Origin of the sequence: Methanoculleus thermophilus (assembly GCF_001571405.1) — an archaeon.
Taxonomy (GTDB): domain Archaea; phylum Halobacteriota; class Methanomicrobia; order Methanomicrobiales; family Methanoculleaceae; genus Methanoculleus; species Methanoculleus thermophilus.
On record NZ_BCNX01000004.1, the window covers coordinates 129,245 to 150,822 of the forward strand.

The 21,578-nt window shown below is 60.5% G+C and carries 23 protein-coding genes; 6 read left to right on the forward strand and 17 right to left on the reverse strand.

The features are described from left to right. The first annotated feature begins 99 nt into the window (after positions 1 to 99). The 3 genes from MCUTH_RS02515 to MCUTH_RS02525 all read left to right on the forward strand — a co-directional run bounded on the left by MCUTH_RS02515 (position 100) and on the right by MCUTH_RS02525 (position 2,255). Positions 100 to 1,110 (forward strand): methanogenesis marker 2 protein, encoded by a 1,011-nt coding sequence (locus MCUTH_RS02515; protein WP_066955061.1) that lies wholly within the window; start codon positions 100 to 102, stop codon positions 1,108 to 1,110. Next, on the forward strand, positions 1,101 to 1,862 hold the full coding sequence (gene mtxX, locus MCUTH_RS02520; protein WP_066955064.1) for a methanogenesis marker protein Mmp4/MtxX: 762 nt from the start codon (positions 1,101 to 1,103) through the stop codon (positions 1,860 to 1,862). Before MCUTH_RS02515 ends, mtxX begins: the two co-directional genes overlap by 10 nt. A 186-nt stretch (positions 1,863 to 2,048) precedes the next feature. Next, positions 2,049 to 2,255 (forward strand): histone family protein, encoded by a 207-nt coding sequence (locus MCUTH_RS02525; RefSeq protein ID WP_066955067.1) that lies wholly within the window; start codon positions 2,049 to 2,051, stop codon positions 2,253 to 2,255. Between the two features lie 379 nt (positions 2,256 to 2,634). Here MCUTH_RS02525 and hisB read toward each other — a convergent pair whose 3' ends face one another. The 17 genes from hisB to MCUTH_RS02610 all read right to left on the reverse strand — a co-directional run bounded on the left by hisB (position 2,635) and on the right by MCUTH_RS02610 (position 16,279). Further along, positions 2,635 to 3,216 (reverse strand): imidazoleglycerol-phosphate dehydratase HisB, encoded by a 582-nt coding sequence (gene hisB / locus MCUTH_RS02530; RefSeq protein ID WP_066955070.1) that lies wholly within the window; start codon positions 3,214 to 3,216, stop codon positions 2,635 to 2,637. Further along, positions 3,203 to 3,922, reverse strand: a complete 720-nt coding sequence (gene hisA / locus MCUTH_RS02535; RefSeq protein WP_066955073.1) for a 1-(5-phosphoribosyl)-5-[(5-phosphoribosylamino)methylideneamino]imidazole-4-carboxamide isomerase — start codon at positions 3,920 to 3,922, stop codon at positions 3,203 to 3,205. Before hisA ends, hisB begins: the two co-directional genes overlap by 14 nt. A gap of 4 nt (positions 3,923 to 3,926) precedes the next feature. Further along, positions 3,927 to 4,826: an ATP phosphoribosyltransferase gene (gene hisG, locus MCUTH_RS02540; protein WP_066955075.1), complete on the reverse strand. Its 900-nt coding sequence runs from the start codon at positions 4,824 to 4,826 to the stop codon at positions 3,927 to 3,929. 30 nt (positions 4,827 to 4,856) lie between these two features. Then, entirely contained in the window at positions 4,857 to 6,059 is a 1,203-nt protein-coding gene (locus MCUTH_RS02545; RefSeq protein WP_066955078.1) for a methionine adenosyltransferase, read from the reverse strand. Positions 6,060 to 6,119: 60 nt separating this feature from the next. Further along, positions 6,120 to 6,932: a DNA integrity scanning protein DisA nucleotide-binding domain protein gene (locus MCUTH_RS02550; RefSeq protein WP_066955081.1), complete on the reverse strand. Its 813-nt coding sequence runs from the start codon at positions 6,930 to 6,932 to the stop codon at positions 6,120 to 6,122. Further along, positions 6,929 to 7,795, reverse strand: a complete 867-nt coding sequence (gene sucD / locus MCUTH_RS02555; protein WP_066955084.1) for a succinate--CoA ligase subunit alpha — start codon at positions 7,793 to 7,795, stop codon at positions 6,929 to 6,931. The genes MCUTH_RS02550 and sucD overlap by 4 nt, the downstream gene beginning before the upstream one ends. Further along, a complete protein-coding gene (locus MCUTH_RS02560) occupies positions 7,792 to 8,877 on the reverse strand; it encodes a succinate--CoA ligase subunit beta (RefSeq protein ID WP_066955087.1) in 1,086 nt (361 codons plus the stop codon). Before MCUTH_RS02560 ends, sucD begins: the two co-directional genes overlap by 4 nt. Then, positions 8,874 to 9,413, reverse strand: a complete 540-nt coding sequence (locus tag MCUTH_RS02565) for a 2-oxoacid:ferredoxin oxidoreductase subunit gamma (RefSeq protein ID WP_066955089.1) — start codon at positions 9,411 to 9,413, stop codon at positions 8,874 to 8,876. The genes MCUTH_RS02560 and MCUTH_RS02565 overlap by 4 nt, the downstream gene beginning before the upstream one ends. Further along, positions 9,410 to 10,198 carry a thiamine pyrophosphate-dependent enzyme gene (locus MCUTH_RS02570; RefSeq protein ID WP_066955092.1) on the reverse strand — a complete coding sequence of 263 codons (789 nt, stop codon included), beginning with the start codon at positions 10,196 to 10,198 and terminating at the stop codon, positions 9,410 to 9,412. Before MCUTH_RS02570 ends, MCUTH_RS02565 begins: the two co-directional genes overlap by 4 nt. Continuing rightward, positions 10,195 to 11,295 (reverse strand): 2-oxoacid:acceptor oxidoreductase subunit alpha, encoded by a 1,101-nt coding sequence (locus MCUTH_RS02575; protein WP_066955096.1) that lies wholly within the window; start codon positions 11,293 to 11,295, stop codon positions 10,195 to 10,197. Before MCUTH_RS02575 ends, MCUTH_RS02570 begins: the two co-directional genes overlap by 4 nt. Beyond that, the gene (locus MCUTH_RS02580) at positions 11,292 to 11,564 is read right to left on the reverse strand and encodes a 4Fe-4S dicluster domain-containing protein (RefSeq protein ID WP_066955099.1); all 273 of its coding nucleotides are present in this window, start codon (positions 11,562 to 11,564) and stop codon (positions 11,292 to 11,294) included. The genes MCUTH_RS02575 and MCUTH_RS02580 overlap by 4 nt, the downstream gene beginning before the upstream one ends. A gap of 11 nt (positions 11,565 to 11,575) precedes the next feature. Continuing rightward, positions 11,576 to 12,121 (reverse strand): FumA C-terminus/TtdB family hydratase beta subunit, encoded by a 546-nt coding sequence (locus tag MCUTH_RS02585; RefSeq protein WP_066955102.1) that lies wholly within the window; start codon positions 12,119 to 12,121, stop codon positions 11,576 to 11,578. Further along, on the reverse strand, positions 12,118 to 12,954 hold the full coding sequence (locus MCUTH_RS02590) for a fumarate hydratase (RefSeq protein WP_083524729.1): 837 nt from the start codon (positions 12,952 to 12,954) through the stop codon (positions 12,118 to 12,120). Before MCUTH_RS02590 ends, MCUTH_RS02585 begins: the two co-directional genes overlap by 4 nt. 95 nt (positions 12,955 to 13,049) lie before the next feature. After that, positions 13,050 to 13,562, reverse strand: a complete 513-nt coding sequence (locus MCUTH_RS02595) for a 50S ribosomal protein L16 (RefSeq protein ID WP_066955105.1) — start codon at positions 13,560 to 13,562, stop codon at positions 13,050 to 13,052. Between the two features lie 61 nt (positions 13,563 to 13,623). Further along, complete coding sequence (locus MCUTH_RS02600; protein WP_066955108.1) at positions 13,624 to 14,385, reverse strand: ABC transporter ATP-binding protein; 762 nt, start codon at positions 14,383 to 14,385, stop codon at positions 13,624 to 13,626. A 1-nt stretch (position 14,386) separates the two neighbouring features. Then, positions 14,387 to 15,163: an ABC transporter permease gene (locus MCUTH_RS02605; RefSeq protein WP_066955111.1), complete on the reverse strand. Its 777-nt coding sequence runs from the start codon at positions 15,161 to 15,163 to the stop codon at positions 14,387 to 14,389. A 135-nt stretch (positions 15,164 to 15,298) separates the two neighbouring features. After that, on the reverse strand, positions 15,299 to 16,279 hold the full coding sequence (locus MCUTH_RS02610; RefSeq protein ID WP_066955114.1) for an ABC transporter substrate-binding protein: 981 nt from the start codon (positions 16,277 to 16,279) through the stop codon (positions 15,299 to 15,301). A gap of 687 nt (positions 16,280 to 16,966) precedes the next feature. Here MCUTH_RS02610 and argH point away from each other — a divergent pair. From argH to gatE, 3 genes are read left to right on the forward strand one after another with little or no spacing between them, the layout of a single operon-like run. After that, positions 16,967 to 18,445: an argininosuccinate lyase gene (gene argH / locus MCUTH_RS02615; protein WP_066955117.1), complete on the forward strand. Its 1,479-nt coding sequence runs from the start codon at positions 16,967 to 16,969 to the stop codon at positions 18,443 to 18,445. Then, positions 18,445 to 19,674, forward strand: coding sequence for a Glu-tRNA(Gln) amidotransferase subunit GatD (gene gatD, locus MCUTH_RS02620; protein WP_066955120.1), 1,230 nt, complete (start codon positions 18,445 to 18,447; stop codon positions 19,672 to 19,674). The genes argH and gatD overlap by 1 nt, the downstream gene beginning before the upstream one ends. Continuing rightward, complete coding sequence (gatE, locus tag MCUTH_RS02625; RefSeq protein WP_066955123.1) at positions 19,674 to 21,533, forward strand: Glu-tRNA(Gln) amidotransferase subunit GatE; 1,860 nt, start codon at positions 19,674 to 19,676, stop codon at positions 21,531 to 21,533. The genes gatD and gatE overlap by 1 nt, the downstream gene beginning before the upstream one ends. Positions 21,534 to 21,578: the final 45 nt, after the last annotated feature.

Genomic DNA, 21,578 nt, shown 5'->3' on the forward strand with positions numbered 1-21,578 from the left:
GATCATCATCGGGAACAGAGTGCATAATACCGGGGAATCAAATACATTATCTCTGATGAGGCAGAATACCATAAAGAAAAGTGGAGTGTTGGTGTTCCTGTGGTGAAGGATTGCTCCACCGATACGGTAGCACAGGCCGTCAGAGAGTATGAGGGCGTTATCCGGAAGAAAGTTATTGGAGACGTGATTCGTTCCCTCCGTATAGAGAGCCCCGATGTCGTCGCCTCGTTTGGTGAGGATGCTGCAGTTATCAGGCATAATACAGATGATGCACTGCTGCTTGCGGCTGACGGCATCTGGAGCAAACTCATGGAAGCGGACCCTTTCTGGGCTGGGTATTGTGCCGTGCTCGTGAACGTTCACGATATCGCTGCCATGGGAGGGAGGCCTGTTGCGATAGTCGATATCCTCTCAGTCACGAACGACCGGATCCGCGATGAGGTGACCCGGGGTATGGTCACGGCATCGGCGCAGTTCGGCGTTCCGATCGTGGGTGGGCATCTGCACCCCGATACACCATACAACGTTGTGGACGTGGCGATCCTCGGAACAGCCAGGATGGATCAGATCATCTTCTCGAATACAGCGGAGGAGGGCGACCGGGTGATCGCGGCGATAGACCTCGATGGCCGGATACACCCTTCATGCTGCTACAATTGGGATTCGGTCACGATGAAGTCCGCAGAAGTGGTCCGCGCCCAGATCCGGCTGATGGAGGATCTCGGGAGAGAGCATCTGGTGACGGCCGGAAAAGACATCAGCAACCCTGGTGTCATCGGGACACTCGGTATGCTCCTTGAGGTAAGCGAAAAGGGTGCAGTGATTGACCTGGAGGCGATACCCCGACCGGATCTCGCCGCGCTCAAGCTGCCCTTCGAGCAGTGGGTGCGCATGTACCCGGGTATGGGGTTCATCCTGACCGCGAAGGAGGAGAATGTGGAGGAGGTTTGCCATCGGTTTGCCGACGTCGGCATCACTGCGGCCCCAATCGGGAAGGTCGACGGAAGCCGAAGACTGGCTGTCAGGTACCTGGGCCGTGAGACACAGGTCTTTGATCTGGACCAGGAGGGTATCATGCGGATCTTCTCCGAAGGTGGAGCATGCCGGTAACGGTTGGGCTTGGAGCGGCATCCCCCACAGAGAGCATCCTTTCAACTGTCAGGGCGGTCGGTCATGAGGTCGACCTCGTTCTTTTTTCCCAGCCGGGGACTGCTGGCTCGTTCGGAGATGCTGTGAAGGTCATCGAGGCGGAGCAACCAGAGGAGGCCCTTGTTGCGGCTCTCACCGACGGCAGGATTGACGCCGCCGTCAGGGGCACGCTGCCTGCGTCCTCCACCCTGAAGGCTCTCAAACGAGTCGCAGGCGTCGATCAACTGGAGCGGATTGCCCTTCTTGAGACCGCCGACGGGCGCCTCTTTCTCCTCGCCCCGGTCGGAGTCGACGAGGGCTGGACCGTCACAGAGAAGATGCGGTTCGTAGAGCGTGGCCGTCTTATTGCCCGAAATTTCGGTCTCCCGGAGAAGGTGGCGGTCCTCTCGGGCGGAAGGCTCGGAGATGTCGGGCGGCATCCGACCGTCGACCGGAGCATGGCGGATGCTGAACTTGTCGCTCGCCTGACCGGTGCGGAGCATGCCGAGATCCTGATCGAGGATGTGGTGGGGCGGTATGGGATGATTCTCGCTCCCGATGGGATATCGGGGAACCTGATCTTTCGCACGCTCACGTTCCTCGGAGCGGGGACGGGGCATGGTGCACCGGTGGTAAATATCGATGATATTTTCGTAGATACGTCGCGCGCCTCAGCAAATTATACCAATGCAGTAATGCTCGCAAAATCTTTGGCGGAATTTAAGAAATCGTAGATATTCGTTTATTTTGCTAAAGGAGGCTGTATCCACATTTATTTGAATTGCCTCAATTATCTGCCGGGTATCAAGATGCACTCCCCATATGTAATTCCGATAGGAAAGAGGAACGCAAATTTTTGAGATAATCCCGAAACGTTTAAATATTAACTCGTACACCTCTTTTTAGAGGTGAATTTGACTATGGCAGATCTACCTATTGCTGCGGTTGTACGTATCGCAAAGAAGAATGGTGCTGAGAGAGTAGGCAGCGATGCTGCTGCTGCGCTGGTTACCAAGGCTGAGGCGTATATCGCTGAGCTGACCAAGGAAGCCAACAGGCTTGCCCAGCACGCCGGACGCAAGACGATCAAGGCAGAAGACGTCGAGCTTGCGGTTAAATCCGCGTAACTCGATCATCCCTCTTTATGGGGGTTGATCAAACCCCCTTCTCTGGTCTCTCTATTCTGTGGGTTTTTGCTGGGGTGCACTGGATCGTGGGGACTTATGCACCTGCGGTGCTCGAACTTCCGCCTGCACCTTTGGTTCACGCGTCGTTTGTTGCCATAGGGGGCTTGGCTCGTCTCTTCCAATGTCAGACGTGCGACCGCCACCAGGATGCCACACAAAGCCATCTCCTGGCGATTCTAGCCGGGCTATAGTTGAGGGATGGTAATTTAACGATCCCGTCGTGACAGGTGCCCTATGAGCCGCTACGTCGCTCTGATGCCAATGGCTGCCGTATGCTCCCGGGAGACCCCGAAAAATAGTTGGTATGCTTGATGCTTGTTTAAAGTGTCCCTTTGGTGCTCGGGACGTCGCTTATCAAGGGATCGATCGCCACGGCCGCCCGTAATGCACGTCCAAACGCCTTGAATGCCGCCTCGCAGATGTGGTGATCGTTCCTGCCCGTGACCGTGATGTGCGCGGTGATCCCGGCGTGGTTACAGAGACTGTAGAAGAAATGCTCGATAAGGTCGCCGGGGATGCCGCCCGGGCCCACCGGCGAGAACGTTCCTTCGAAGACGAGGTATCCCCGCCCGCCTACATCGAGTGCCACCCGGGCGAGCGCCTCGTCCATCGGGACGGCGGCATCGGCAAACCGGGTGATCCCGCGTCCATCTCCGACCGCTTCGGCAAGTGCCATTCCAAGGACAATCCCGATATCCTCAATAGTGTGGTGGGCATCCACCGCAAGGTCCCCGATCGCCCGGATGCTGAGATCCATTCTGCCGTGCCGGGCAAAAGAGTTCAGCATGTGGTCAAAGAACGGTATCCCCGTCTCGATCGTCCCCGCTCCGGAGCCATCGAGGTCGAGAGAGAGGCTGATATCGGTCTCCTTCGTGGTCCGGTGGACCTCACTTATCCTCATCTGCTGCCTCCAGAAGTTCTGATAGTCGCACTTTACCGGCATAGAGGGCCGAGCCGATGACTGCACCTGCCGCCCCGATCGCGCGGAGCGCACGGACATCCGCCGGACTCGATATCCCGCCCGAGACGACGACCGGGACCTTTGTTCTCGCAAGGAGGTCCGCCACCGGGGCAACCGCGATTCCTCCCTGAAGCCCCTCCACGTCCACATTTGTGTAGAGGAGCGCTCCGGCGCCGAGGTTCTCGAACCGCTCAGCCCACGCTAGGTAACTGCCAGCCGGGCGTTTCCAGCCCTCGATCATCACCTCACCCCCCCGGGCGTCAATCCCGGCCATGATCCGTTCGCTGCCGAACTCTTCGGCGAGCGTACGGATCGTCTCCGGCTCCCGGACAGCCAGCGTTGAGAGGATGACCCGGTCGACGCCGGTATCAAGCCATCCGGCGGCGTCCTCGACGCTCCTGATACCGCCCCCGAGTTCGACGAAGGCGCTGGTCTCTCTAATAAAGGATCGGATCAGGTCGGCGTTCTTCTGCGCCTGGCCGAAAGCGCCATCAAGATTGACGATATGGATGCCGTCCGCGCCCTCGTCGAGCCACCGGTATGCCCAGGCGGCCGGTTCCCCGTATACCGTCGCTGCCTCCGGCCGCCCCTGCACGAGCTGGACGCATCGCCCATCCAGGATATCGACTGCGGGATAGATCTCCATGCTCTCAGCGTATGATCCGTTCAATGGGCATGACTAATATGTCTTTTGCGCCCGCACGCTTCAACTGGTTGATCAGCTGATATACCCGCTCCTCTTTGACGACGGCGTGAACTGCGACCAGGTTCTCGTCGGATGCAACGTCCATCACCGTAGGGCCGGAGAGGCCGGGCAGCACCTCTCTAACGTCCGCAAGAGCGCTTCTATGGACGTTCATCATCAGATAACACTGACCCTTCGCCCTGATGACGCTCTCGAGAGCAAGAACGATCTCGTCGATCTTCTCCCTCTTTTCTGCAAGCGATATGGGGTTTGCAATCAGGATCGTCGTGGAGGTAAGAATCTCCTCAATGACTCGAAGATGGTTCGTCCGAAGCGTCGTCCCTGAGGAGGAGAGATCGACGATGGCGTCGGCGATTCCTAGATGCGGCGTCGCTTCGCATGCCCCCCCGACCGTCACGATCGTTACATCAATCCCGTGCTCCGCAAAGAACGAGCGCGTGATCCCCGGAAACTCGGTCGCCACCTTCGCTCCCGCAAGGTCGGCGACGGTCTCGATCCTGGACTCTTCCGGCACCGCGACGACGAGGGTTGCCCTGCCGGTCTGCAGGTCGAGCACCTGCTCGACTACTGAGCCCCGTTCCATGACCATATCCCTCCCGGTAATGCCGATATCGGCAACACCGTTTGCCACGTACTCCGGTATATCGATCGGCCGGGCAAAGAGGATCTCAACGTTCGGGTCACGAGTCCGTGTGATGAGTCTTCGCTCCCCTCCGTCAACCAGATGGAGACCGCTCTTCTCGATCAACTCGTTGATGGGCTGGGCGATTCTTCCCTTGTTAGGGATGACGAGACGAACAAGAGCGGGCCCTGGTTTAGGCCTTTGGGATGATGGGTCACTCATGGATTGTGAACTCCAAAAAGTTAGAAAGTATTAGAAGGTGGAGAGTTCTCCCTTGATAACCTTCTCGGTGATGGTTGTGGTCCTCTCCAGCCACTCATCGATGATACCCTCAACATCGGGCTTGATGGACTCGATCTTCACGCCGGGCTTTGTGAGAATCTGAGCGCTTGCTACGTGCGGCTGGTCGATCGGGTAGCCGATCTGTGAGAGGAGCCGGATATATATCTCCTCGATGCCGTCGATCTCAGCTACACAGTCCTGTGCAATCTGCGTTGCGAGAAGATTGTAGATCTTGCCGATGTGGTTGATCGGGTTCTTTCCGCTCGTTGCCTCCATGCTCATGGGGCGGTTTGGTGTGATCAGTCCGTTTGCGCGGTTGCCGCGGCCAACCGATCCATCGTCGCCCATCTCGGCGGAAGTGCCCGAGACTGTAAGGAAAACACTGCCGTTCTCGAGGTCGTCAGCGGTGTTGATGGCGACGTTGACGGATCTCTTGGTAAACTGCTGAGCGATATTGGCTATCTGCTCGGTAAAGATGTTCTTTTGCTCGATGTACTCCGTGAGGCTTGAGCAGTAGCGGTCTACAAATGCCATCGCGATCGTGAGGGTGATTGAATCGCCGTCACGCAGGCACATGATCTTGCAGTCCTGGCCGATGACCGGGTATCTTGGGCGGAGTGTTTCGTCGATGTACGCGGCTACTCCCCGAACGATGCTCTCCGCCTCGCTAAACGGCGCATATCCAACACCGAAGGAGGTGTCGTTCGCCCGCGGTACCTTTCCCTCGCAGGTCCTAAAGACGTCCTGCAGGTCGGTCGACCCCTTACCCATCCGGCAGTCGACGATGACGTCGCGGTTCATATTGATGGTTGGGAGGATCTTCTGGATGTAGTCGCGTGCCGCCTCGACGGCGATCGCGTCCGCGGGGATGTTTGCGCCGTTGAAGGTCTTGGTCGCCCGACCAGATATGAGGAAGTAGATCGGCCTTGTGATCAGGCCTCCGCCAAACTTCGGGAGCGACTCGCCTGCCACGACTTCGCCCTGATCGGTGTTGTGGTGCAGGACGCTGCCGCATTCCTCCAGGTATGCCTTGCTGAGCGCCCGGCTGATCGACTCTGCAATGCCGTCCGCAAGGCTATCGGGGTGTCCAAGGCACTTCCTCTCCACGAGTTCAATTTGCTGCTTCTCGATCGGGATCTGGTCAAGCCCTTCAACGCAGATGTTTCTGGTCATCAAATCCACCGTAGTTCTAAAGTATTATATATGGAATGACTGCAATTCATATAACCATTTCTAACCATTGCTCCGAACCCTGATGTCGGAACGGATGACTATCTTGCAGGAGCCGTCTCTAAAGACACGCACCATGCCTCCGCTCTCCGAGACCGTGATGCCGACGGCCGGGATCTCGTGCGTGATTGATGCGGTTGCGCGGTGCCGCCCCCCAAGACCACTCGGAAGGGAGATCCCCCGCCCGGTGACGTCGAGATAGCGTCCTGCCGCCCGCACCTCGCCGTTTTTGTCGATGACGAAGACACCGTCGAGTTGGGCAAATTCCTTGATGCTCTCCCAGTTGTTCCTGTTCTTGATGTCCCGGAGGGCTGCGGGCTGCCCCTGGTAAGGATTGAGGATCGCCTGGTGCGAGTGCTTGAAGATCTCTTCGGGGTCACCTATGATGAACGCGGTCCCGATCGACCGTCCTTCACGGCCTTCGACCGCGATCTCGAGGGCCAGTGTGAGGGCTGCGTGGAGGACGTCGCGTGGGACGATATCGGTGAAGTCCTTGAGGCTGATGAAGTTCTTTCCTTCTTCTATATCGTAGATGATGATAGCATAGGGAAAAGCACCGACGACAAGGCCGCTCTCCAGGTTTCTTCGGAGATAGAGGTGGACTGCGGCATCGAGCATATGCCGCTCGCTCACCTCCAGGATGTCGTGCATGGTAAGGTCCTTTAGGACGTCGAGCTGGAGTTCCTGCACCTGGATGATCGGGATCTCGGGCGTTTCCGCAAGGACCGGGATCGGCTCGATGAATGAGACGACCGCCCGCGCGCCAATCTTTACCGCCACATCACAGGCGGTTGCAAGCATCAGATCGCCATTCATAACATCTCACGGATAAGGCCTGGTATCTCTGAGGGCCGGGATGCGACCGGGACACCGAGAGCCGAGAGCCGCCGCACCTTGGAGCGCGCGTCGCCCTCACCCCCTTCGATGATCGCCCCCGCATGGCCCATCCTCTTCTCTGGAGGAGCGCTCACACCGGCGATATAAGCGACGACCGGGAGATCGGTCGACCGGACACCTTCCTCCTCCAGGTTGCCTCCCACCTCGCCGATGACGACGACGGCTTTGGTCTGCGGGTCCTCCTCAAACCGTGCGAGGACGTCCACAAACGTCTGGCCGATCACCGGATCGCCCCCGATCCCGACGACCGTGCTCTGGCCGATACCGGCGCGGGTGAGTTCGTCGACGACCTCGTAGGTGAGGGTGCCGCTCCGGGAGACGACACCGACACTTCCCCGGGTGGCAAGATGGGCAGGCATGATCCCGAGTTTACACTCCCCCGGCGAGAGGAGGCCCGGGCAGTTCGGGCCGATGACCGTGCAGTCGTGGAGTTTTGCGTAGGCGAGGGCCTTCATCGTGTCGTGGACCGGGATATGTTCGGTGATGACGACGGCTAGTTCAATCCCCGCGTGTGCCGCCTCCATGATCGCGTCGCATGCGGCGGGCGCCGGAACGAAGATGACGCTTGCGGTCGCGTCGTGCTCGGCGAGCGCCTCCTTTACCGTGTTGTAGACCGGGGCGCCGTGGACCTCCCGACCGGCCTTGCCGGGCGCAACCCCCGCAACGACTCCCCGTCCGCCGACCTCGCGGGCATAGGCGTTCATCAGTTCCGTGTGGAACGTGCCCTGTTTGCCGGTGATGTTCTGAACGATCACCCCGAGATTCTTGTCCCCGTAGATCATTGTGTGGCCTCCATCGCTGCCTTTACGGCTGCATCCATGCTCTCAAGCATCCGGTAGCCGCATTCCGCGAGCAACTTCCGGCCTTCCTCCTCGTTCGTCCCGGCCATTCGGACTATGACCGGTGGTGCGACGCCGGCGGCGATGATGCCTCTCGCCACCTCGTCACACCGGGTGATGCCACCAAGGAGGTTGACCACGATCACCTTCACCTTCGGCATGCTCGCGACGAGCCGGACGGCATGCATCACACGCTCCTGGTCGGCACCGCCGCCGACGTCGAGGAAGTTCGCCGCCCGGCCGTGGTAGTACTCGATGAGGTCGAGCGTCGACATCGTGAGTCCGGCACCGTTCCCGATGACCCCGATGGTCCCGTCGAGTTCCACGTAGGAGAAGCCGTGCTGCTCGGCCTCACGTTCGCGCTCGGAGAGGTCGCGGTTGATCTCAATCCCCTGGCGGGCAAGGGCGTTGTCGTCGATGATCAACTTCGCGTCTGCCGCATAGACTCCCCGCGGTGTCGTCACGAGCGGATTTATCTCTGCGAGCATGGCGTCTTTCTCCTGGAATACATGATAGAGGCTGTTTATGACGGGGGCGAGTTCCTTAGGGGCGCCACCAAGGAGTTCTCGCATGAGAAACGCAGGGATATCGTGGAGGAGTGGGGATACGACGATCTTCCTCACGGCGGACTCGTCTGCCAGCGCCATATTCTCGATCTCCACACCGCCGGCATCGGCAAAGAGGACCACCGGTTGTTTGCTCGACCGGTCGATGGCAATGCTGACGTAATACTCGTGCTCGATGGGGAGCCGCTCCTCGAGAAGGATCTCCCTGACCGGAACTCCTTTGATCGTTCGCGAGAAGAGTTCCCGGGCGGTCTCGACCGCAGTCGTGCGATCGGCCATCAGGACTCCACCGGCCTTCCCCCGCCCGCCGACGTCCACCTGTGCCTTCAGCACCACGCCGTCGCCGAACTCCGGCAGATGTTTCGTGATCTCTTCCGCCGTCCGAATGAGAATTCCCTTCGGGACTGGCACCCCATACTTAGAAAAGATAGATTTTGCCTCGTACTCCAGCATCTTCATGATCTACACGCTCGCTCTCCAAGTTCAAATCCTCGTTTCAGTGCTTTTACGTTCAACTCCTCGGTGCCTTTCGGGACGCTGTCAAGGACCGCACGTTCGATTGCTTCTCTGCTTACGACTCCGGTTGCCGCCACGAGGGCCCCGATCATGACGATATTCGCCACGATCTCACGACCGAGATTCATCTTTGCCTCAGTCGTTGCCGGGATCTCATAGTAACGGGAGGCCGGGCGGGACCGGACCAGGTCCGAATCGAGGAGCATGACGGAATCCTTGCCTGCCCGAACCCCGTACTTCTCAAACCCCTGCTGGGACATGATGACGTAGATATCGGGGTCCGTCACCTCTGGATAGAGGATCGGGTCGTCGTCGATCACCACCTGCCCCATCGAGGCCCCGCCCCGGGCCTCCGGGCCGTAGACCTGCGTCTGGACAGCATACTTGTTGTCGTAGAGCGCCGCCGCCCGCCCGAGAATGACTGCTGAGAGGATGATCCCCTGACCGCCATATCCCGAGAACCTTACTTCGTGCCTCACGGTTTCACCCCCATCGCCGGCCGCTTCCGTCGGACCAGTTCTCCCACGGTGAAGGTCCCGTCCGGGATCGGCTTACCCTCTGCAACCAGTCGGTTGTACTTCTGGACAAGCATCGCGTGGCTCCGGAGGTACTCTATCATATCCGAGACCCGCCGGAGTTTGTTGTGACGGCCGTAGTTCGTCGGGCACTGGGTCCGTACCTCGATGAACGAAAGCCCCGGGGTCTGCATCCCGGTGGCGATGGCCTTTGTGAGTTCCTTGACGTGATAGGACGTCCAGCGGGCGACGTAGTTTGCGCCGGCGGCGACGGCAAGTTCAGCAAGGTCAAAGGCCGGCTCACTCATACCGTAGGGCGTCGTTGTTGAGTATGCTCCCCTTGGGGTCGTCGGGCTCCCCTGTCCGCCGGTCATGCCGTAGATGTGGTTGTTCATGCAGACCACTGTCATGTCCACGTTCCGGCGGCAGGCGTGGATGAAGTGGTTCCCGCCGATGGCGGCAAGATCTCCGTCTCCTGTGAAGACGACGACGTTTAAGTCCGGCTTTGCCATCTTCACCCCGGTGGCGAATGCGAGCGCCCGCCCGTGGGTGGTGTGGAGCGAGTCGGAGAGGATGTAGCCGGGAGCACGGGATGAGCATCCAATCCCGGAGATGAAGATCGTCTCGTCGCGCTTCCATCCCATCTCCTCCACTGCGGCAAGAGTGCAGTTGATGACCGTTCCGTTGCCGCATCCGGTGCAGTAGATGTGGGGGAGGCGGTCAGCTCTCAACCACTCTGGCGCGATCATCGGTGCACCTCCAGTGCCCGGACGAGTTCGGCAGGGGTGTGCAGTTCGCCGCCGATCTTCGGTAGGGAGATGACCGGCTGGTCTACGTGGCGCTGGACCTCCCGCACCATCTGGCCCATGTTCAGCTCCGGCATCAGGAAGACCTTGGCGTTAGGGAATCTCTGGAGAGCCTGCTCCGGGAACGGCCAGACAACCCGAAGCCGCAGGTGGCCGATTGAGTCGTCCTGGCGGTCGCGCATCACCTGCTCGACCGTCCGAGACGGGGGACCGTAGGTGACAAAGACCGTCTCTGCATCGGGGTTTGTTACCTCGTAGTCGGCAATCTCGTGGCGTGCCGACTCGACCTTGGCAACCAGCCGACGGACGAGGCGGTCGTGAGCACCTGGGTCGGTCGTGTCCGGGTAGCCCCGCTCATCGTGGGTGAGGCCGGTCACGTGGATGGCTCGACCCGACCCGAAGGGTGCGAACCCCGGGATTCCGTCATCGTCTGCTTCGTATGGGAGGCAGCCCTCTGCGAGCGGGCGACGGGGAGCGATCTCGACCGAATCGCGAAGGGTCACCCTCTCTCGCATATGGCCGACAATCTCGTCGGACATCAGGAAGGTGGGAACTCTGAACCGGTCGGCAAGGTCGAATGCCTTCACGGTCAGGTCAAACATCTCCTGCACGGAGTTCGGGGTGAGTGCAATGGTGCTGTAGTCGCCGTGTGAACCGAACCGGCACTGGAGCATATCCCCCTGCGCCGCCCGCGTCGGCTGGCCGGTGCTCGGTCCGCCCCGCTGAACGTTGACGATGACGCACGGCGTCTCGGTCATGACGGCGTAACCGATATTCTCCATCATCAGCGAGAACCCGGGACCGCTTGTCGCGGTCATGGCGCGAACACCCGTCCAGGCGGCGCCGATCACCGCGGCGATGCTTGCGATCTCATCCTCCATGGAGATGAAGACGCCGTTGACCTTGGGGAGTCGCCGTGCCATCATCTCGGCTATCTCGGTCGACGGCGTGATCGGGTAGCCGCCAAAGAACCGGCACCCGGCGGCGAGTGCACCTTCAGCGCAGGCGGCGTTCCCCTGCATGAACTCCGTCCTGCTCAAAACTCCACCTCCACGCGGTGCGGTTCAAACGGCTTCTCCTCGACCCAGGAGATTGCCTGGTCGGGACAGATCATGTGGCAGACGCCGCAGAGCATCCGTCCGTAGAGGGCCTGCAACCTGCAGTTCGTGCACCGTTCGGGTCGGTCGAGGACCGGGGTGACGATCCCCCGGCTGTTGAGTTCCTTTCCCTCCCGAAAGATCTTGTAGGGGCAGACCAGAACGCAGAGGTTGCATCCTTTACAGCGGCTTTCATCGATGACGAGTTTCATGAGACGGTATCCTATTTGATATTGAATTGCTGGTGAAATTGTGTTTTCGCTTTCTCATGTACGGTGTGGAAGAGGTCGCCGCCGTGGGCATCGATCCCGACCGTCAGCGGCAGGCGATCGGCTTTGAGGACCCAGACCGCCTCGGCCATCCCGAGGTCTTCGAAATAGACGCCGGATAGGCTCATCCGGGCGGCAGCGAGCGCGGCGCATCCTCCCGTGAGCGCGAGGTAGACGGCGCGCCCCCGGAGTTGCTCGACCACCTCTGGGCCCATTCCCCCTTTGCCGATGAGGGCCCGGACACCAGCATCGATGAGGAACCCCGTGAGCGCGTTCATCCGTGCGGACGTCGTGGGCCCGGCAACGACGAGGCGATCGCCCTGCACCACCGGGCCGCAGTGATAGATTGCGGCGCCCTCTGGATCGAAGGGTATTCCTTCCTTTATCATACGGAGGTGTGCCTCGTCCCGGGCGGTGTAGATCGTCCCCGAGAGGGTGACCTGATCGCCGGCCCGGAGCGAGAGGATTTCGTCGCCGAGCGGTGTTGTAAGGTCTATCATCGTTCCACCTCCACGGTCGCCCGTCGGCAGGCCCAGCACTGCACGTTCACCGCCACCGGAAGGGAGGCGGTGTGGCAATCGGCCCGTTTCACCTTCACCGCGAGCGCTGTCGTATCCCCACCGAGTCCCATCGGGCCGATCCCGAGGGCGTTCACCGCGTCGCAGAGTTCCTGCTCGTAGTCGTCCATGACGTCGATCGGGAGGAGCAGGGCCTCCTTTGCGAGCGCTGCAGCCAGATCGAACGTCCCGCCGATCCCGACGCCGAGGATCACAGGGGGGCAGGGCCGCCCACCTGCAAGGAGCACCGTCTCCGCGACGAATCGCTTGATCTCCGCCACCTGCGAGGGGAGGAGCATCCCGATCCTTGAGACGTTCTCGGATCCCGCGCCCTTCGGGAGGACCGTTACCGTGAACCGATCACCGGGTGCCACGTGGATTGCCGGCATCCCCGCGCCGGTGTTGTCGTTGGTGTTCTCCCGGGAGAGGGGATCGACGACGTTCGGACGGAGCGGAACTGTGGCTGTCGCCCGGCGCACCCCCTCCCGGACCCCCTGATAGAGATCCGGAGAGAGCGGGATGTCGGGTGGCAGGGTGAGATAGACCACCGGCACACCGGTATCCTGGCATATAGGCACCTGCCGTTCCTCTGCAAGTGCGATATTCTCCAGAATATTGGCCAACTCTTGCCGTGCGACCTCGTTCCTCTCGGCTTCTGCGGCCTTTCTCAGCGCCGCGAGAACATCGGGGGGGAGCCGGATCTCTGCCTCCCGCAATGCTCTCTCTGTAGCGTCTGCCAGTGCTCCTGCAAGCCGCGCAGTTTCCGGATGCATCATGTAATACTGGTGGGAAGAGACTATAAATACCTGTATTCCTGCAGGTATGCACTCGGGGATTGGGTTTCAAAAAAAGGACGAGAACGGCTGTGGTTTTATGCAGTCACAGTCCGCTCTTCGACGATCCTTGCGGGAGTCGGGATCTTATATATGCCACGTTTGAGGGAGATCTTTGCCTTCTCTGCATACTGTGGGGTTGTCCAGACCGTGAAGACCTTCTGGCCCCTCTCAACCCGTGCTGCGGTGCCGACGGCCTTCCCGAAGGCGAGACGCATGCCTTCCGAGACACGGTCAGCACCTGCGCCGGTTGCCTGCTTGTTCTCACGGAGAACATGGTGCGGGTAGGTCCGGATCTTGAGGTGATAGTTTGCCCTCCCGACTTCCTTCATGAGCTGCCTGTTGATACTGGTACGGGCAGCTTCAAGAGCCGTGTGGCGTATCTGGCAGGCCTCGTCGACGACGACGGAGAGCTCGACCGGGAAGTCCTGGCTGAGGTTGCCCATATCGAACTGCACGACCTTGCTGCCCGGTACGCCGCCCATATATTCTCTGCGTGTATATGCTTTCTTTGCGAGGTTCCTGTACATCTTCGCTGGTTTTCTTACCATGGTTAAAAACTCCTGCCGATCTATAGGTGCTTTATAAAATGGGGATTTCCTCTAATAAACCTTACTGGCCGTTTTCAGTCTCGTCGATCATTCTGAGTACCCGTCGCCGGACCTCTGCAAACTCGGCGTTGGTGCGATCTCGTGGCCGTGACCAGGGTATCTCCATGACCTCCCGAACCGTTCCGGGCCGGGGCGAGAGGACGACGATCCGGTCGGATAGGTAGACCGCCTCGTCGACACTGTGCGTGACAAAGATGATTGTCTTCTTCGTCTGCTCCCAGAGGGAGAGGAGTTCTTTCTGCATCCTGTTGCGTGTCTGGGCGTCCAGCGCCCCGAATGGCTCATCCATGAGGAGGACGTCGGGGTCGTTTGCGAGCGCTCTTGCGATCGCCACCCGTTGCCGCATCCCGCCGGAGAGTTCATAGGGGTAAGCGTTCCGGAACTGGGCAAGACCGACCATCTCGATGTAGTGTTCCGCAATTCTATGGCGCTCTTCCTTTGCGATGCCCTTCATCTCAAGGCCGAAGGCGACGTTATCGATCACCTTTCGCCAGGGAAAGAGGGAGTACTCCTGAAAGACCATCCCCCGCTTTGGGTCCGGGCCGATGACCGGATGACCGTCAACGGTCACGCTCCCGGAGGTTGCCGTCTCAAGCCCGGCGATGATCCGCAGAAGCGTAGTCTTTCCGCATCCCGAGGGGCCGACCAGACAGACGAACTCTTTGTCGCGGATCTCGAGGTTTACGCCGGATAGTGCCTGCGTCGCTGTGCCGTCTTCCTTCGGGAATGCCTTGTTGACGTCCTTTATACTTACCGCGCCCATTCTAGGCCACCTCCCCGGCATGCCAGCGCAGGAGCCGCTGGTCTACGTAGTTTCTAAAGATCCGGTCGATGACAAGGCCTATGATGCCGAGGATCAGCATGTACGCGACGACTTCGGACATCTGGTGGAGGTAGTAGTTATGCCAGAGCTGGTAGCCGAGACCATACGCGGAGACGCCGAACATCTCGGCGGCGACAAGACACATCCACCCGACGCCCATGGCGGTTCTGATGCCGGAGACGATAGCCGGGATGGCGGCGGGAAGGGCAACATGACGGATCAGTTCTAGTGAAGTGTCGCACCCGAGCACCTTGCCCGCCTCGACGTAGACCTTCGGGACGCTCCGGAACGCGGAGTACGTCGCGATCAAGATCGGGAAGAACGCTCCGGCAAAGATGACGAATCCTGCTGCCTGGGTGGTGAGCCCGAACCAGATGATGGCGAACGGGATCCAGGCGAGCGGTGGGATTGGGCGGAGGATCTCGATGATCGGGTCGAGCAGGAAGTCCGCCACTCTGAACCATCCCATCAGGATCCCGATCGGGATGCCGAGGAGGAGCGCCGCAATAAGTCCGATCCCAAAGTGCTCAAGACTTGCCGTGATATCGGCAAGAAGGGTTCCGGACTCGAAGAGGTCAACGAACGCGATGGCGACGTCGGTGACGCTCGGGAGGATGAAGGATCGGCCGACGACGTATTCAGCGACGATCTGCCAGATCACTGCAGCCACAACGAGCGCTGTAATGCCGAGTACTCGTTTCTTTGTTTTAAGGTTCATGTCTCTGTTCCATTGCCTGATTTTTCCTGTCGGAAGGTGTGGTATGGGCCGCATCTCTCCGGGAGTTTCTCCCTTATTTCATCAGCATCTCGCTAAAAGATACTTTTGGCGGTAAAAATGAGTGGGGTTTAGGAGTTACGCCTGAGCCTTCTCGTAGAATGAGAGATCGAAGAGGTCATCCTGTGTCAGGGGTTTGTTGATGTAGCCAAGTTCATACTGGAGGTTCGTGTACTCGACGACCGACTCAGTAATGACGTTCGGATCAGCGGTCCAGGTGCCGTCCCATTCCTCAAAGGATGCCTTCACGGTCTCGACGTTCTGACCGGTCTTGTTCGAGTAGAGGGCTGCGGCCTCGTCCTGGTGCTCAAAATTGTACTCCGTCGCCCTGATGTGCGTCTTCACGATCTGCTCGACGAGCTCAGGGTGCTCGCGGATCAGAGAACCGCTCGCCACGAGGACACAGCAGGCGTGGTCTTTCATCATCTCGCCCGAGTGCACGACGGTCCTTCCCACGCCTTCCGCTGCGATGATGGATGGGGACGGGTGGGGAAGGAAGACGCCGTCGACCTGGCCTGCGGAGATTGCGGTGGTTGCGGCGCCGGGGTCCATGGGGACGATGTTGACGCTTGCCGGGTCGACGCCGTTCTCCTCAAGCCAGGTCCGGAGGATGGTGTCCTGGATGGTTCCCGGCGGGAAGGTGGCTATCTTCTTGCCGACGAGATCTGCAGGGCTCGAGTAGGACACATCGTTCCTGAGCACGAGGTCGGACCCTTGGGTCTGCACCGCTGCAATGATCTTGGCATCAAGTCCGCTGCTCACGGCTGCGATGAACGGGGCGGAGCCGACGTAGGCGATATCAAGGTCGCCGGCAAGCATCGCCTGCATCTCGGGCGCACCGGTCCCGAACTGGTAGTCGGTCACCTGCGTAATACCGTAGGGCGCGAGGTCTTCCTGCCACCATCCCTTCTCCATCGCGGTGGTGTGGGCGACCTGGTGGGTGCTTGGCTGGTAGCCGATGCGCAGGTGCGTTACATCGCTGGTTCCGGTGCACCCGGCAGCAAACGTGAACGCCGCGACCAGGGCCACGGCCAGGAGAATTGCGGTTACTGCTCTCATGAGTCTCCACCTAAAAGTAACTGTATATGGCCTAATCTTCACGCTATGGGTATATAGTATTGTCGAAAATTGACAATATTATTATACCATAGTTGAAAATCCTGCAATTTATTTTTCCTTATGTTGACAATTTGTGTGGTAGAAATCGGTCGGGAGGTATGCTTGCGTATGGCTGGCTGCCGGCGTGGGCCGGGAACTGGTGGGAAAAACCCGATACACTGGACCGTGGGGGCATCACAATATAGGGGGGAGGGGACAGGGGAGGGGGGATGCTCCCCCCCGTCAGCCCCACCCCCAAGCGTGATGTCCCCACGGAATCCGTGTCAGGTGGAGCCATATAGGTATCAGCACGTTTCAAGTTGTCCTGAACGGATGGCGGTTTTCGAGTGCGACGGTCGAAGGACCGGAGTTCGAGCACCGGGGGTGCGAGTTGCGATAGTCCGAAGGACCGGAGCTTAAGCACCACCAGATGAAAAACCGGTGAAAACCCCTGTATGGGTCTCGCATTATCGAAATGCGGCCGGCTGAAACGATTCAACGCTTGAGAGATGCCATCAGGTTCGCAGCCACGGGACTGCGCACCCCCGGATGAGGACCTGCCCCTCCTCCACTCGCCCCCCTTCCTCACCCCGTGCGTGGTTTTAATCTCTTCTCCGGCCAAACGGTACAGACAGGATTGTTGATAGAATGCGTTCGGATCAGATTCGGCAGGGCCGTCTCTCCGGCGAGCGTTCGGGCGATATCGAGCACTTCCTTGCATCGATGGAGGCCGACCGCTGGATTGCAGAGGCGGATCTCCTCGTGGATATGGCTCACCTCCTCGGGCTTCGCCGGCAGGGGATCATCGACGAGGCTCCGGCCCGGGCGCTGATGGCGGCGCTCCTCGATCTTCACGATCATGGTATCCCAAAGGAGGCGTTCGACGAGAAGTTCGAGGACGTCCACGCGGGCAAGGAGGCCTACCTCATCGACCGAGTCGGGGAGGATTATGGCGGCCGCCTCCACATGGGGAGGTCGCGGAACGACGAAGTCGCTACCTGCATACGGATTCGGTTGAAACAGGAGATCATCGCCCTCGTGCGGTCGCTCACCGAACTCCGGCGGACCCTGCTCGACGTTGCCGCCGCCCATATCGAGACGGTGATGCCGGGCTTCACCCACCTCCAGCACGCCCAGCCCACGACACTGGCGCACTACCTTCTCGCCTACGAGCAGGCTTTCTCGCGAGATACGGCCCGGCTCCGGGAGGCATACGCCCGGTTGGATGTATCGCCGCTCGGCTCCGCGGCCTTTGCCTCGACCGGATTTCCGCTCGACCGCGCCTACACCGCGAGGCTCCTCGGCTTCTCCCGCCCGGCGCCAAACAGCATGGATGCGGTTGCCACTCGTGACTTTGCGATCGAGGTGCTCTCCGATGCCGCCATCTGCATGACGACGGCGAGCCGCCTCTGTGAGGAGCTTGTCCTCTGGAGCACTGCATTCGTCGGGTTCGTCCAGCTCGACGACGTCTACTGCTCCTCCTCCTCGATCATGCCCCAGAAGAAGAACCCGGATGTGGCGGAGATCATGCGGGCGAAGGCCGGGACGGTTGCCGGTGAGCTTGCCGCGGCGATCACGATCACAAAGGGTCTCCCCATGAGTTACAACCGCGACCTCCAGGAACTGACCCCGCACCTCTGGCGGGGAGTGGAGGCCGCCCGGCAGAGCATCCCGCTCCTCTCTGGTATGATCGGGTCTGCGACCTTCAATGCGGAGCGGATGGCGGCCGAGGCGGGAAGAGGCTTTTCTACCGCAACGGATCTCGCGGATCTTCTCGTCCGTGAGTATGGACTGCCCTTCCGCACCGCCCACCGGATCGTAGGGCGGGCGGTCAGGTATGGCTCGCTCGATCTGGCCACGCTCGATGCCGCCGCCCGGGAGGCTGCCGGCATCTCGGTCGTGGAGCTGGGGGTGACCGAGGAGAAGATCACCACGGTGCTCGACCCACGCCATGCCGTCGCGCTGCGCAGCATCACCGGCGGTCCGGCGCCCGCAGCGGTCGCGGTGCAACTCTCCGAGCAGAAAGACCTTCTTGCCCGCGACGCGGCATGGGTGGAGGAGACCGACGCGGCGTTATCAAACGCCTTTAGAGACCTGATCCTTGAATCACGGAGGTTTGCAGCATAATGGAGACGCTTCTGACTGGAGACCTGGTGCGCTACGCGAAGGGTGCGGTCACGATCACCGGGACCTACATTGCCGAACGAGATGGAATGGCCGTCATCAAACTGAAGAGCGGCTACAATATTGGAGTATCCCCCGAAAAACTAGAACTGATCGAACGACCCGCTCCGCAACCGCCGGCAGGCGCCGGGGTGGTCATCCAGAACCCGGGCCTTCCGGAGCTCGCCATCATCTCCACCGGCGGGACGATCGCAAGCAGGGTGGACTACCGGACCGGGGCGGTGATGAGCCAGTTCTCGGCAAACGATATCCTGCGGGCGATCCCGGAACTCGGCGATCTTGCCCGCTATCGCGATCGCCAGATTGCAAACATCCTCTCCGAGAACATGCGCCCCGCCCTCTGGCAGGATCTTGCCCGGGCAATCTATGAGGAGATCCGGGCCGGCGCCGCCGGGGTGATCGTCACTCACGGTACCGATACCATGACCTACTCGGCCGCAGCGGTCAGGTTCATGCTCAAGACTCCGGTGCCGATCGTCTTTGTCGGGTCGCAGCGGTCCGCCGACCGCCCGAGTTCCGACAACGCCATGAACGCCCTCTGCAGCGCTGCGGTCGCTACCGGCGACCTCGGTGAAGTGGCGGTGGTGATGCACGCAACGACGAGCGATGACCGCTGCGCCGTCCATCGGGCGACGCGGGTAAGAAAGATGCACACCTCCCGGCGCGACGCCTTCCTGAGCATCGGGATGGAGCCGCTTGGCTACGTCGACTACCCGTCCCTCTCAGTCACCCTCTCGGACGAGGCGGTCCGGCGGGGTGCAGAAAACCTCGAGATCCACGATGCGCTCGAGGAGCGCTGCGCTCTCCTCCACTTCTATCCCGGAATGCCTCCTGCGGTCCTTGATGCCTTTGAGGGCTATGCGGGACTGGTCATATCGGGGACCGGGCTAGGACATGTTTCGACAGAGTGGATTGCCCCGCTCCAGGAGATGATCGATGGCGGGACGACCGTCGTCATGACCTCCCAGTGCCTGCACGGCCGGGTCTGCGACCGTGTCTACAACACAGGCAGAGACCTTCTTGCCATCGGCGTCGTTGAGGGGGAGGATATGCTCCCTGAAGCGGCGCTCGTGAAACTGATGTGGGTGCTCGGGAATGAGAACGATCCTGAGAAGGCACGTCTGCTCATGCAGACCGATCTTGCGGGTGAGATCCGGCGGAGGTCGCTATAATGGACTACAAAGAACTCGGGCTCAAGGCCGGTATCGAGATCCACCAGCAACTCGATACGGCCGAGAAACTCTTCTGCCGCTGCCCCACGTGTCTGCGGGATATTGACGAGCGGACCGGGGAGTTCTACCGTTACCTCCGGGCGACGGAGAGCGAACTTGGAGAGATCGACCAGGCGGCACGTGAGGAGATGCGGCTTGTGCGGAAGTTCTGCTACTACACCTACGATACAGTCTGCCTGGTGGAGCACGACGAGGAGCCCCCGGCCCCGATGAACCCCGAGGCGCTCGAGATCTGTCTTACAATAGCAAAGATGCTCGGGATGACGCCCGTCGAGCAGGTGCACACGATGCGGAAACTCGTCATCGACGGCTCGAACACCAGCGGATTCCAGCGGACGGCCCTCGTAGCGCTCTCCGGGGCTCTTCCTAACGGCTGCCGGATCGAGACGATCTGCCTTGAGGAGGAGGCGGCCCAGCGGGTGAAGGATGAGACCTTCTCTCTTGACCGCCTCGGGATCCCGCTCGTTGAGATCACCACCGCACCCTGCATGCACACGCCTGAGGCCGTCGCCGAGGTTGCCGAGTACATCGGGATGGTCCTCCGCTCGACCGGCCGGGTGAAACGGGGGCTTGGGACGATCCGGCAGGACATCAACGTCTCGATCGCGGACGGCGCCCGGGTGGAGATCAAGGGTGTCCAGGACCTCGATCTCATCGCCGAGGTGGTCCGCCGTGAGGTGCAGCGGCAGACAAACCTCCTTGCCATCCGCGACGAACTCGTAAAGCGGGGCGCCCGGGTAGACCACAACGTCATCGACGTCACTTCCATCTTTGCCGAAACGAAATCTTCTATCTTGAAGAAGGCGAAGGCCATCCTCGCAGTCAAACTCTGTGGGTTTGCAGGACTGGTCGGACGGGAGATCCAGCCCGGCCGCCGTCTTGGAAGCGAGATGTCGGACTACGCGAAGAAGTGCGGGGTCGGAGGGATCTTCCACACCGACGAGCTCCCAGCCTATGGCGTCACGGCAGAAGAGGTGGCACGCCTGCGCGAGTTCGTCGGTGCCGGGGAGAACGACGCGGTCGTCATCGTGGCGGCCGGGCGGGAGCGTGCCGGCTGTGCGATCGAGCAGGTGCTGATCCGCGCGGAGATGGCTCTCTCCGGGGTTCCCGAGGAGACTCGGAAGATGCTTGAGGGTGGAAGTACAGCTTACATGCGCCCGCTCCCGGGAGCCGCCCGGATGTACCCCGAGACCGATGTCTTTGCGGTCACGATCGATGCGGACCGCTGGGAGAGCATCAAGGTCCCTGAACTCCTCACCGACCGGGCCGCCCGGTTCGTCCGCGAGTTCGGGCTTGATGAGGCTCTGGCACGGCAGGTGGCGTTCTCCGAGAGACTGCCGCTCTTCGAGAAAGCGGTCGCCGCCGGTGTCCGTCCCACCCTCGCGGCCAGGACACTCCTTGCCACCTGCCGCGAGCTTGCCCGCGACGGCGTTGCCGTCGATCGGGTGAGCGAGGGCGAACTCCTTGCCCTTCTCGTGGCGGTCGAGGCCGGTCGGGCTGCAAAGGAGGCGATCCCGGATCTCATCACCGAACTCGCGCGGACGGCAGACGGTGCGGTTGGGGGACCGGAAGAACGGGTGAATGCGGCTATCGAGAAGGTGAGTCCTGCAGTCTCGCAGGCCGATGTTGAGGCGATCGTTCATCGTATCGTAACCGAACGGCAGGAGTTTGCCCGCGAGAGGGGCATGGGCGCGCTTGGCCCCCTGATGGGTGTCGTCATGCAGGAACTCCGGGGAAGCGTGGATGGAAAAGTCGTCAGCGAGATCCTTCGACGAGAGCTAAAGCAGTTGCTCTCCTGATCTGCATTTGCTCTCTATCGGGACCGGCCCTGGCCGGCTCCCGGT

Coding starts and splice junctions, on each gene's coding strand:
- mtxX (WP_066955064.1), top strand. CDS start 1,101: ATGCCGGTAACGGTTGGGCTTGGAGCGGCATCCCCCACAGAGAGCATC.
- MCUTH_RS02525 (WP_066955067.1), top strand. CDS start 2,049: ATGGCAGATCTACCTATTGCTGCGGTTGTACGTATCGCAAAGAAGAAT.
- hisB (WP_066955070.1), bottom strand. CDS start 3,216: ATGAGGATAAGTGAGGTCCACCGGACCACGAAGGAGACCGATATCAGC.
- hisA (WP_066955073.1), bottom strand. CDS start 3,922: ATGGAGATCTATCCCGCAGTCGATATCCTGGATGGGCGATGCGTCCAG.
- hisG (WP_066955075.1), bottom strand. CDS start 4,826: ATGAGTGACCCATCATCCCAAAGGCCTAAACCAGGGCCCGCTCTTGTT.
- MCUTH_RS02545 (WP_066955078.1), bottom strand. CDS start 6,059: ATGACCAGAAACATCTGCGTTGAAGGGCTTGACCAGATCCCGATCGAG.
- MCUTH_RS02550 (WP_066955081.1), bottom strand. CDS start 6,932: ATGAATGGCGATCTGATGCTTGCAACCGCCTGTGATGTGGCGGTAAAG.
- sucD (WP_066955084.1), bottom strand. CDS start 7,795: ATGATCTACGGGGACAAGAATCTCGGGGTGATCGTTCAGAACATCACC.
- MCUTH_RS02560 (WP_066955087.1), bottom strand. CDS start 8,877: ATGAAGATGCTGGAGTACGAGGCAAAATCTATCTTTTCTAAGTATGGG.
- MCUTH_RS02570 (WP_066955092.1), bottom strand. CDS start 10,198: ATGATCGCGCCAGAGTGGTTGAGAGCTGACCGCCTCCCCCACATCTAC.
- MCUTH_RS02580 (WP_066955099.1), bottom strand. CDS start 11,564: ATGAAACTCGTCATCGATGAAAGCCGCTGTAAAGGATGCAACCTCTGC.
- MCUTH_RS02585 (WP_066955102.1), bottom strand. CDS start 12,121: ATGATAGACCTTACAACACCGCTCGGCGACGAAATCCTCTCGCTCCGG.
- MCUTH_RS02590 (WP_083524729.1), bottom strand. CDS start 12,954: ATGATGCATCCGGAAACTGCGCGGCTTGCAGGAGCACTGGCAGACGCT.
- MCUTH_RS02595 (WP_066955105.1), bottom strand. CDS start 13,562: ATGGTAAGAAAACCAGCGAAGATGTACAGGAACCTCGCAAAGAAAGCA.
- MCUTH_RS02600 (WP_066955108.1), bottom strand. CDS start 14,385: ATGGGCGCGGTAAGTATAAAGGACGTCAACAAGGCATTCCCGAAGGAA.
- MCUTH_RS02605 (WP_066955111.1), bottom strand. CDS start 15,163: ATGAACCTTAAAACAAAGAAACGAGTACTCGGCATTACAGCGCTCGTT.
- MCUTH_RS02610 (WP_066955114.1), bottom strand. CDS start 16,279: ATGAGAGCAGTAACCGCAATTCTCCTGGCCGTGGCCCTGGTCGCGGCG.
- argH (WP_066955117.1), top strand. CDS start 16,967: ATGCGTTCGGATCAGATTCGGCAGGGCCGTCTCTCCGGCGAGCGTTCG.
- gatD (WP_066955120.1), top strand. CDS start 18,445: ATGGAGACGCTTCTGACTGGAGACCTGGTGCGCTACGCGAAGGGTGCG.
- gatE (WP_066955123.1), top strand. CDS start 19,674: ATGGACTACAAAGAACTCGGGCTCAAGGCCGGTATCGAGATCCACCAG.